The organism is Caulobacter sp. P1_B12_2 (assembly GCF_056406675.1).
In genome coordinates this window covers 22825-34096 of sequence record NZ_JBFTZS010000003.1, presented here as the reverse complement: position 1 = coordinate 34096, position 11272 = coordinate 22825, and the positions used below count along the sequence as shown (strand labels likewise).

Sequence of the window (11272 nt, the reverse complement as noted above, 5' to 3'; positions counted from 1 at the left end):
GAATACAACTGCTGCAGCACGAAGGCCGGGGTGCCCAGGCCGTAGAAGAACAGGGCCGAGGCCGTCTGGCTGGCGTCGAAACTGGTGAACTGACCCCGGGTGTAGAGGGCGTCCGACAGGAAGCCGGGCATCGAGACCAGGGCCGCGGCGGCCGGGATGGTCAGGGCCATGGCCAGGGTGATGGCCTGGTCCATGGCGGACTGGGCGTCGTCGCCGTCGCCGGTGTTCACGGCCCGCGACAGGCGCGGCAGCAGGGCGACCCCGATGGCCACGCCCACCAGGCCCAGCGGCAGCTGGTACAGGCGGTCGGCGGTGGCCAGCCAGGTGCGGCCGCCGGGCACGTTGCTGGCCAGGTTGCCGGAGATGAAGATGTTGACCTGGGTGGCGCTGGCCGCCAGGGCGCCGGGGATGGCCCGGCCGATCAGCTCGCGCACTTCCGGCGTCAGGCGCGGCAGCCGCCAGTGGACCTTGGCGCCGGACTTGTTGACGCCCCAGGTCAGCAGGGCGGCCTGGGCGACGCCGGCCACGATCACCCCCACCGAACCCCAGGTCGCGGCGCCGACGGCGCTCGTCTGGGGCAGGATGAAGATCAGGGTGGCGATGTTCAGCAGGATCGGCGCCCCGGCCGACAGCACGAAGCGGTCGCGGGCGTTCAGCACGCCCGACAGGTGGGCGACGATGGCCATGCACGGCAGGTAGGGCATGGTGATCTGGGTCAGCAGCACCGCCAGCTTGTACTTCTCGGTGCCCCAGCCGAAGCCCGGGCTGATCAGCATCATCAGCCACGGCATGGCCAGCTGGCAGACGATGGTGATGATGATCGTCGAGGCCGCCAGGGTGGCCATGGCGTCGCCGGCCAGGATGTCGGCCTTCTCCTCGCCGTCGCGCTGCAGCGACTTGGCGTAGGCCGGCACGAAGGCCGCGGCGAAGGCGCCCTCGGCGAAGAACCGGCGGAACAGGTTCGGGAAGGCCAGGGCGGCGTTATAGGCGTCGGCCGCCGGCGTGGCGCTGGCCCCCATCCGGTACGAGACCGCCAGGTCGCGGGCGAACCCCATGAACCGGCTGATCAGAGTCAGGCCGGAATAGATCGCCGACGACTTCAACAGGCCGCCGGCCTTCTTGGCGGGGGCCTGGTCGGTCGGGGTTTGGTCGGGGGGCGCGATGTCGGTCACGGATGGCTTCTGCGGGCTGGACGGGGGGCCGTCAAGCGAGGGTTTGGGGATTTATGGAGGGTTTTCAGTGCACCGAACACTTGCCCCCTACGGACCGCTTCGCAGTCGTCTTCGCCCACAGGGGGAAGACGGCGTCCTCCGCCCCCTATGGGGGCGGACAGGCGACGAAGTCGCCCGGTGGGGGCAAGTCAGTGTGATCCCACGCCAATGCGGTTCTGAGGTTTCCCAACGCGCGGATTCTGGCAGATCCCGGCGCAGTCGCCGATGACCTTCTGGCCGTACTCCGATCGGACAGGGTAAAACCTCTCACCCTCCCACCGTCTGCGGCGGCGGGCCCCTCCCTCTCTCTGTGAGAGAGGGGTTCGATCGTCCGGCTTGAGTCTAACCCACCAACTACCGCGCCACGCTGGCCCGCGCCCGCTTCAGCCCCGGCCGCGTGTTCGGCGCCCCGGCCTCGTTCTGCTCCAGCGCCGCCAGCAGATCCGCCTTCAGCGTCGCGACCTTCTTGGCGTCCCCTAGTTTCCCGCCCTCCGACGTCTGCACGTAGAAGGCGTCGACCGCCCGTTCGCCGTAGCCGTCGATGTGGGCCGACTGGATGGACAGGCCGTTGTCGGCCAGGGTGCGGGCCAGGGCCTGCAGCAGGCCCGGGCGGTCGCGGCCCGAGGCCTCGACCACCGTGGCCTCGTTGGAGGCCTCGTTGTCGACCACCACCGTGGGGGCGATCGAGAAGGCGGCGGTGCGTGACTGCTCGGCGCCGCGCCGGGGTTCGACCAGCAGGGGCTCGCCGCGGCCAGCGGCCTCCAGGGCGTCGGCCAGGCGGCGCAGGGCGCGGGGATTTTCGCAGCCCAGGGCCGACCCGGTCACGTCCTGCACATGGAACACGTCCAGGGCCTGGCCCTGGCGCGAGGTGAAGACCCGGGCCCCGACGACATTGCCGCCCAGCGACGAGATGGCCAGGGCGAGGTCGGCGAACAGGCCGCGGCGGTCCTTGGCGGCGATGACGATCTCGGCGGCGTTGGCGCCCACGGGCACGCGGCCCTCGGCCGCGGCCCCGCCCTGAATCGCCGCGCGGCGGGCCAGTTCGGCATGGGACTTCAGGTCGTCCTGCGAGAAGGCCCCGAAATAGGCGGCCTCCATGGCCTGGGCCCAGCCCTTGGCGGCGGGGTCGGCCTCGACCAGGGCCTCGCGCGCGGCCTCGGCGGCGGCCTCCTGGTGGCGCTGGACGCTGGCGGCGGCGTCGCTGCCGCGCCCGCCCCGGAAGACGGCCTCGGTGGCGTTATAGAGCTCGCGCAGCAGCTGGCCCTTCCAGCCGTTCCAGACGCCCGGTCCCACGGCGCGGATGTCGGCGACGGTGATGACCAGCAGCAGGCGCAGGCGCTCGGGGTTCTCGACGATGCGGGCGAAGGCGGCGACCGTGCCGGGGTCGGCCACGTCGCGCTTCTGGGCGAAATCGCTCATCACCAGGTGGTTCTCGACCAGCCAGGCCACCAGCTCGACCTTCAGCCGGTCCACGCCCAGCCGCTCGCAGGCGCTGCGGGCGCTGCGGGCGCCGGCCTTTTCCTGACCCCCCACCCCGCCCTTGCCGGTGTCGTGCAGCAGCATGGCCAGGAACAGGGCCTCGCGGTCCTCGATCAGCGGCATGATGGAGACGGCCAGCGGGTGGTCGTCGACCAGGCGGCYGGCGGCCATGTCGCCGATGACGCCCACGGCCCGCAGGGTGTGCTCGTCCACCGTGTAGGAGTGGTACATGTTGAACTGCATCTGGGCGACGATGCGGCCAAATTCCGGGACGAACCGGCCCAGCACCCCGGCGTCGTTCATCAGGGTCAGGGTGCGGTACGAGCGCTTGCCCCGGGCCAGCAGGTCCAGGAACGCCTGGGTCGCGTGGCGGTCGCGGCGGACCTTCGAGGTGATCAGGTTCAGGTTGCGGGTCACCGCCGTGAAGGCGTCGGGGTGCAGGTCCAGGTCGCGCTCGTCGGCGGTCTTGAACAGGCGGATCAGGTTGACCGGGTCGCGCTCGAACACCACCGGGCCATCGATGTTCAGGCGGCCGCCGTCCTCGTAGAATCCGGCTACGTCCAGGGCCTTGCGCTTGGGCTTGCCGCCGCCAGGCAGGAACCGCGAGATGCCCTTGGGCTCATGCTTGAAGTGCTCGGCCTCCAGCTTGGCCGAGAAGGCGCGGGTCAGGGCGCCGACCTCCTTGGCCACCAGGAAGTAGCGGCGCATGAAGCGCTCCACCGCCGGGGCGTCGCCGCGGTCGCCATAGCCCATGCGGCGGGCGATCTCGGGCTGCAGGTCGAAGGTCAGGCGCTCTTCGGGCCGGCCGGTGGCGAAGTGCAGGTGGGCGCGCACCGCGTGCAGGAAATCGAAGGCGCGGATGAAGCCCTTGGCCTCGCGGCGGTCGAACACCTCCAGCAGGAAGACGTCCTCCGGGCGGTCGACCGGGTGCAGGTATTCGGCGATCCACATCAGGGTGTGCAGGTCGCGCAGGCCGCCCTTGCCCTCTTTCACATTGGGCTCGACCATGTAGCGGCTGGCGCCGGCCCGGGCCTGGCGGTCGTCGCGCTCCTTGAGCTTGGCGGCGACGAAGGCCGCGCCCGTGCCCTTCATGACGTCGTCGCGGAACCGCTTCTTCAGCTCCTCGCCCAGGCGCTCGTCGCCGGTCAGGCGGCGGGCCTCCAGGATCGAGGTGCGGATCGTGTAGTCTTCCTTGGAGAGCCGCACGCACTCCTCGATGGTCCGCGAGGCGTGGCCGACCTTGAAGCCCAGGTCCCACAGCGCATACAGCATGTACTCGATCACGCTCTCGGCGTGCGGCGTCTGCTTGTAGGGCCGCAAGAACAGCAGATCGATGTCGCTGAACGGCGCCAGGGTGCGGCGGCCGTAGCCGCCCACGGCCAGCAGGCACAGGCGCTCGCCCTCGGTGGGGTTGCGGGCCCGGAACACGTGGACGGTGGTGAAGTCGTAGAGGGCGGTGATCACCTCGTCGGTGACGCCGCTGAGCAGCCGGGCCGTCTCCAGGCCGCCGGCCCCGTTCTCCAGCCGCTCCTTGGCGATCATCCGGCCGCGAAACAGCGCCTGTTTCAGGATCTCGATGGCGCGGGCCCGCTGGCCGGCCTCGTCGCCGATCAGGTCGAGGGCGGCGGCCGACAGCCGGGCGCGCAAGGCGTGGCCGTCGACGACGTGTTCAAGAGGCGTGGGGCGAAGGCGGCGGGGCATGGCGACTATATGGTATCCCAGAGCGCGATCGTCGAACCCGAAAACCAGTTCGGCGACCCGCGCGCCTTCACTATAGGACCTCAGGTCTTGAGCAGAGCCTTAAGACGGTAAAGCGCGTCCAGCGCCTCGCGCGGGCTCATGCCGTCGACGTCCAGCTCGCCCAGCGCCGCATCGGTGCGGCTGGGCGCCGCCATAACGGGCGCCGATAGGGGGGCGGAGGCGGCGAACAGCGGCAGCTCGTCCAGCTTGGCCGGCGATTCGGTCTTGCTCTCCAGGCGGTCCAGCACCTCCTTGGCGCGGGCCACGACCTGGGGCGGCACCCCGGCCAGCTTGGCCACCTGCACCCCGTAGGAGCGGTCGGCGGGACCGGCGGCGGCTTCGTGCAGGAAGACCAGGTCCCCGTTCCACTCCTTGGCGCGGAGGCTGAGGTTCGAGACGTGGGCCAGCCGCGTCTCCAGCGTGGCCAGCTCGTGATAGTGGGTGGCGAACAGGGCGCGGCAGCGGTTGGTGTCGTGCAGGGCCTCGGCGCAGGCCCAGGCGATGGCCAGGCCGTCATAGGTGGCCGTGCCCCGGCCGATCTCGTCCAGGATCACCAGGCTGCGCGGGCTGGCCTGGGTCAGGATGGCGGCGGTCTCGACCATCTCCATCATGAAGGTCGAACGGCCTCGGGCCAGGTCGTCGCCGGCGCCCACGCGGCTGAACAGCCGGTCGACGACGCCGAGGCGCAGGCTCTTTGCCGGCACGTAGCAGCCCGACTGGGCCAGGATCGCCAGCAAGGCGTTCTGGCGCAGGAAGGTTGACTTGCCGGCCATGTTCGGACCGGTGACGATCGACAGCCGCGCCCCGGCCTCGCCGGCCGCGTCCAGGCGGCAGTCGTTGGGGGTGTAGGGGTCGCCGGCCCGCTTGACGGCGGCCTCGACCACCGGATGGCGGGCGGCGCGGGCGTCGAAGGCCAGGGACTTGTCGACGGTCGGGCGCACGGCGCCGGCGTCTTCGGCCCATTCCGCGAGAGCGGCGGCGACGTCCAGCCTGGCCAGGGCCTCGGCGGCCAGCTGGATCGGCTCGGCCAGGGCGGCGGCCTCGGCGCGCCAGTCCTCGAAGGCCGCGACCTCCATGGCCAGGGCCCGCTCGGCGGCCTGGGCGATGCGGGCGTCCAGGTCGGCCAGCTCGACGGTGGTGAACCGCACCTGGTTGGCCAGGGTCTGGCGGTGGATGAAGGTGGCGTTCAGCGGCGGCTGGAACAGCGGGTCGGCCTTGCCGGCCGTGGCCTCGACGAAATAGCCCAGCACGCCGTTGTGGCGGATCTTCAGCGGCACGCCGCTTTCCTGGCAGAGCCGGGTTTCCAGGGCGATGACCACCCGGCGGCTGTCGTCGCGCAGGGCGCGGGCCTGGTCCAGCTCGGGACGCACGCCGGCCGCCACGAAGCCGCCGTCGCGGGCCAGGGCCGGCAGGTCGGGACCCAGGCCCACTTCCAGGGCGTCCAGCAGGCGCGACAGGCCGACGTGCAGCGAGGGGGTCAGGGCCTTGAGGGCCGATTCCAGTTCGGCGGGCGGCGGCGACAGCGGGTCGCCCGAGCCGCCGACCAGGCCGGCCAGCTTCTCGCCGGTCTTCAGGCCGTCCTTGATGCAGCCCAGGTCGCGCGGTCCGCCCCGGCCCAGGGCCAGACGCGACAGGGCGCGGGCCATGTCGCCGGCCCCCTTCAGCAGCTCGCGCAGGCGTTCGCGCAGCACCCGGTGGTCGACGAACCACTCCACGGCGTCCAGGCGGGCGTCGATGGCGTGGGGATCCAGCAGCGGCCGGGCCAGGCGCGAGGCCAGCATCCGGGCGCCGCCGGCGGTGACCGTGCGGTCGATGCAGGCCAGCAGCGAGCCACTTCGATCACCATTTTGGGTGCGGTCGATCTCGAGGCTCGAGCGGGTGGCCGGGTCGATGGCCATCACGTCGGCCTCGGCGGCGCGGCGCGGGGCGCGCAGGGCCGGCAGCTTGCCGGCCTGGGTCATCTCCAGATGGGCGGCGATCAGGCCCAGGGCCCCGATCTCGGCCGACGAGAGCCCGCCGAACCCGTCCAGGGTGTCGACGCCGTAGAGCCGCTTCACGCGGGTCTCCGACGCCTGGGGCTCGGACAGGGCCGAGGGCATGGGCTGGACCAGGCCGCCGCAGATCTTCAGCGTTTGGGCGAGCTGGTCATCGGCCAGGAGGCGGTCGGCGACCAGGGTCTCGGAGGGCGCCAGGGCCGCCAGGATCGCCGCCACGGCGTCCTTGGCGACCAGGAAGCACTCGACCTCGCCGGTCGACAACTCGACGGCCGCCACGGCCGCCTGGCCGGCCCGCACGGCCACGGCGGCCAGGCGGTTGGCGCCCCGGGCGTCCAGCAGGCCGTCCTCGGTCAGGGTGCCGGGCGTGACCACCCGGACGATGTCGCGACGGACCACCGACTTGGAGCCGCGCTTCCGGGCCTCGGCCGGGTCTTCCATCTGTTCGCAGACGGCGACCTTGAAGCCCAGGCGGATCAGCTTGGACAGATAGGCCTCGGCCGCGTGCTGCGGCACGCCGGCCATCGGGATCGGCTGGCCCAGGTGCGTGCCCCGGAAGGTCTGGCTGATGCCCAACGCGGCGGCGGCCTTGTAGGCGTCGTCGAAGAACAGCTCGTAGAAGTCGCCCATCCGGAAAAAGATCAGGGCGTCGGGGTGCCGCGCCTTCATCTCGAAGAACTGCTGCATCACCGGCGTCGCGCCGGTGGCGTCATAGGTCTGGACGGTGGGGGAGGCGGGGGCGTTCATCGCGCCGGAAGGTACAGAGCGTCGCGGCCGGCGTTAAGGGTTCACGTGCGATTTGCCGAAAGAAGACGGGGCGGCCGCGCGCCCGGGCCCACGGCCGCCGAAGGCCTAGGCCTTCTTCTGGTGCTTCTTCAGCTTCTCCAGCGGCAGGGCCTTGGGAACCTTGTCGGCGATGCACTGACCGCCGCCGGCGGGGATGCAGCCGTTGTAGACGCAGTTGGCGACGAAGTCGTCGACGCAGGCCCACCATTCCGTGGTCCCGCGCGTGTAGTAGGGGTCGCAGAACCACCAGGCCTGCTGCAGGCAATAGCTGGGCAGAGCCATGGCCGGCGCGCTGGTCATCGCCGCCGCACCGCCCATGGTCAGAGCCAGGCCGAGCATCGTCAGTTTTCTACGCAGTTGCATTGAACACCCCTTTGGTTGCGCCGAATGCGCCTTTAAGGAGAGTTCATACCGCCTAGGGTTTTTCAACTAGAAATTGCTTCCGGCGCCGATGACGCTCCAGACGCGTTGCGGAGGGCGCAATATGAAAAGGCCCGGAGCAGGAGTCCGGGCCTTTTTGCATCTCACGGTGGAAATCTCAGCTGCCCGTCACGTCTTCCCAGAAGCGCTTGGCCTTGCCGACGAAGTTGGCGGACTTGGGGTTCTGTTTTTCGCTGCACAGGCCGGCGAGCTCGGCCAACAGCTCTTTCTGCCGGGCCGACAGGTGGGTCGGGGTTTCCACGAACAGCTCGACCACCAGATCGCCGCGCTGGCGGCTGCGCAGGGACGGCATGCCCCGGCCCTTCAGGCGGACGGTCTTGCCGGTCTGGGCGCCTTCCGGAACCTTGACGGTCTGGCGGTTGGAGCCGTCGCAGTTCTCGCCGCCCAGCAGGCAGGGAGCTTCGATCTCGCCGCCCAGGGCGGCCACCGTCATCGGCACCGGCACGGTGCACAGCAGGTCCAGGCCGTCGCGCTCGAACAGTTCGTGCGGGATCACCGAGAGGAACAGGTAGAGGTCGCCGCGCGGGCCGCCGCGGGCTCCGGCGTMGCCTTCGCCGGCCAGGCGGATGCGGGCGCCGTCATCGACGCCGGCCGGGATGCGCACCGACAGCACGCGCTCGCGGCGCACCTGGCCGTGGCCATGGCAGCCGGTGCACGGGTCGAGGACCAGACGGCCCGAACCGCCGCAGCGGGGACAGGCGCGCTCGACCGCGAAGAAACCTTGGGTGGCCCGCACGCGGCCGGCGCCGCCACAGGTGCCGCAGACCGTCGGGCTGGTGCCGGGCTTGGCGCCCGAGCCGTCGCAGACCTCGCAGGTGATCGCGGCGGGAACCTTGATCTCGACCTCGGCGCCGGCATAGGCCTGCTCGAGGGTGATCTCCAGGTCGTAGCGCAGGTCCTGGCCGCGCTGGGGGCCGTTGCTGGCCTGGCGACGACCGCCGCCGAACATTTCGCCGAACACATCGCCAAAGACGTCGTTGAAGATATCGCCGGCGTCGGCCCCGCCGAAGCCGCCGGCTCCGCCCTGGGCGCCGTTCACCCCGGCATGGCCGAAGCGGTCATAGGCGGCGCGCTTCTGGGCGTCGGACAGCACCGAATAGGCTTCGTTGATTTCCTTGAACCGCGAGGAAGCGTTCTCGCAACCGCCATTGCGGTCAGGATGGTGCTCCATCGCCATCTTGCGGAAGGCGACCTTCAAGGCGGCGTCATCGCAGCCTCGGGCCACGCCCAGGACTTCGTAATAGTCGCGCATCAGGGTCGATCACCAGCCATGTGAGGTAAGGAGGCCATGTTGAAATAGGAGGTGGGGGCGCCCCCGCCCAGCCGCAAGCGGCGGGCGGGAGGCTTGTTCCCCAAAGGTGGGGCGGAGGGAACCGAAGTCACGCGCACCGCCCCGCGACCCATGGTCACGCCGACGGCTTGGAGTCGTCGACTTCTTCGAATTCGGCGTCGACGACGCCGTCATCGGCGGCGGCGTCTTCGCCACCTTCACCGTCGCCCTGTTGAGCGGCGTACATCGCCTCGCCCAGCTTCATCGAAGCCTGGAGCAGGGCCTGGGTCTTGGTCGAGATCGCCTCGGCGTCCTCGCCTTCCAGGGCCGACTTCAGCTCGGTGATGCCGGTCTCGATCGCGGCCTTGTCCGGACCCGAAACCTTGTCGCCGTGCTCGGCGAAGGCCTTCTCGGTCGAGTGCAGGGCGGCTTCACCCTGGTTCTTGGCCTCGACCAGCGCCTTCTTCTTGTCGTCCTCGGCCTTGTTGGCCTCGGCTTCCTTGACCATGCGCTCGATGTCCGCGTCGGAGAGGCCGCCGTTGGCTTGGATGCGGATCGAGTGCTCCTTGTTGGTCGCCTTGTCCTTGGCGTGGACGTTGACGATGCCGTTKGCGTCGATGTCGAAGGTGACCTCGATCTGCGGCACGCCGCGCGGCGCCGGCGGAATGCCCTGCAGGTCGAACTGCCCCAGGAACTTGTTGTCGACGGCCATCGGACGCTCGCCCTGGAAGGCGCGGATCGTCACGGCCGACTGGTTGTCGTCGGCGGTCGAGAAGGTCTGCGAGCGCTTGGTCGGGATGGTGGTGTTGCGTTCGATCAGCGGGGTGAACACGCCGCCCAGGGTCTCGATGCCCAGGGTCAGGGGGGTCACGTCCAGCAGCAGCACGTCCTTGACGTCGCCTTGCAGAACGCCGGCCTGAACGGCGGCGCCCAGGGCGACGACTTCATCGGGGTTCACGCCCTTGTGGGGTTCGCGACCGAAGAAGTCCTGCACGGCTTGCTGGACCTTGGGCATGCGGCTCATGCCGCCGACCAGGATCACTTCGTCGATGTCGCTCTTCTTCAGGCCGGCGTCCTTCAGAGCCTGTTCGCACGGACCGATGGTGCGCGTGATCAGATCTTCCACCAGGGCTTCGAGCTTGGAGCGCGACAGCTTGATGTTCAGGTGCAGCGGGCCCGAGGCGTTCATCGAGATGAAGGGCAGGTTCACTTCGTACTGAGCCGTCGAGGACAGCTCCTTCTTGGCCTTTTCAGCCTCTTCGCGCAGACGCTGGAGGGCCAGCTTGTCCTTGCGCAGGTCGACGCCCTGCTCCTTCTTGAACTCGTCGGCCAGGTAGTCGACGATCCGAAGGTCGAAGTCCTCGCCGCCCAGGAAGGTGTCGCCGTTGGTCGACTTCACTTCGAAGACGCCGTCGCCGATTTCCAGGACCGAGACGTCGAAGGTGCCGCCGCCCAGGTCGTAGACGGCGATCTTCTTGCCTTCGTTCATCTCCAGGCCGTAGGCCAGGGCGGCCGCGGTCGGCTCGTTGATGATGCGCAGGACTTCAAGGCCGGCGATCTTGCCGGCGTCCTTGGTGGCCTGACGCTGGGCGTCGTTGAAATAGGCCGGAACGGTGATGACCGCCTTGGTGACCGTTTCGCCCAGATGGCTCTCGGCCGCTTCCTTCATCTTCTGCAGGATGAAGGCCGAGACTTCCTGCGGGCTGTAGTCCTTGCCGTGGGCCTTGACCCAGGCGTCGCCGGTCGGACCCTTGACGATCTCGTAGGGGACCATGGCCTTGTCCTTGGCCACGACGGGATCTGCGAAATTGCGGCCGATCAGGCGCTTGATCGCGAAAAGGGTGTTGGTCGGGTTGGTGACGGCCTGACGCTTGGCGGGCTGGCCGACCAGGCGCTCGCCGTCCTCGAGGAAGCCGACCACCGACGGGGTGGTGCGAGCGCCTTCGGCGTTCTCGATCACCTTCGGGGTCTTGCCGTCCATGATGGCCACGCACGAATTCGTGGTGCCAAGGTCGATACCGATAATCTTGCTCATGTTGAGACCTGCAGCTCCTGATTGGCGGACGGCGGTGACAAGGGCCTTAAGGCAAGCGCCCCGGTTTTTCTCGAGCCGTCCCCGTCTGGTCGCGTTCTAACGGTTGATCCAAATCCTTACGCTCAAACGACGTTCAAGCGGAAAGCGTTCGTTCAATCGAAGTTGACGAGCCCGTCAACCCCGCTTCGATGCCCGATATGGGGGATAGGCGCCAGCCTGCAAGCCCAATCCCGCATGGAATGAAGGGGAATCGTGACCTGCGACGAAATAGGCCGCGCTCGAAAAAGCGCGGCCCTTCCGTCAGATAGCCGACGAG

Annotated in this window: 6 protein-coding genes; all 6 read right to left on the bottom strand. The window is 69.5% G+C overall.

Annotation, left to right across the window (positions count from 1 at the left end):
• Positions 1-1172: murein biosynthesis integral membrane protein MurJ (gene murJ, locus AC1DZ6_RS00450; protein ID WP_477095225.1), on the bottom strand; the 1172-nt coding region annotated here is incomplete at its 3' end.
• Positions 1173-1565: 393 nt separating this feature from the next.
• Positions 1566-4391, bottom strand: a complete 2826-nt coding sequence (locus tag AC1DZ6_RS00445) for a [protein-PII] uridylyltransferase (RefSeq protein ID WP_477095224.1) — start codon at positions 4389-4391, stop codon at positions 1566-1568.
• 80 nt (positions 4392-4471) lie between these two features.
• Entirely contained in the window at positions 4472-7171 is a 2700-nt protein-coding gene (mutS, locus tag AC1DZ6_RS00440; protein WP_477095223.1) for a DNA mismatch repair protein MutS, read from the bottom strand.
• Positions 7172-7276: 105 nt separating this feature from the next.
• Positions 7277-7573 carry a hypothetical protein gene (locus tag AC1DZ6_RS00435; protein WP_477095222.1) on the bottom strand — a complete coding sequence of 99 codons (297 nt, stop codon included), beginning with the start codon at positions 7571-7573 and terminating at the stop codon, positions 7277-7279.
• 175 nt (positions 7574-7748) lie between these two features.
• Entirely contained in the window at positions 7749-8903 is a 1155-nt protein-coding gene (gene dnaJ, locus AC1DZ6_RS00430) for a molecular chaperone DnaJ (protein ID WP_477095221.1), read from the bottom strand.
• Between the two features lie 154 nt (positions 8904-9057).
• Complete coding sequence (gene dnaK, locus AC1DZ6_RS00425) at positions 9058-10956, bottom strand: molecular chaperone DnaK (RefSeq protein ID WP_477095220.1); 1899 nt, start codon at positions 10954-10956, stop codon at positions 9058-9060.
• Between the last annotated feature and the right edge of the window lie 316 nt (positions 10957-11272).

Bases quoted from the DNA above. Each gene is read 5' to 3' on its own strand.
- mutS (WP_477095223.1), bottom strand. From the start codon at position 7,171: ATGAACGCCCCCGCCTCCCCCACCGTCCAGACCTATGACGCCACCGGC.
- AC1DZ6_RS00435 (WP_477095222.1), bottom strand. From the start codon at position 7,573: ATGCAACTGCGTAGAAAACTGACGATGCTCGGCCTGGCTCTGACCATG.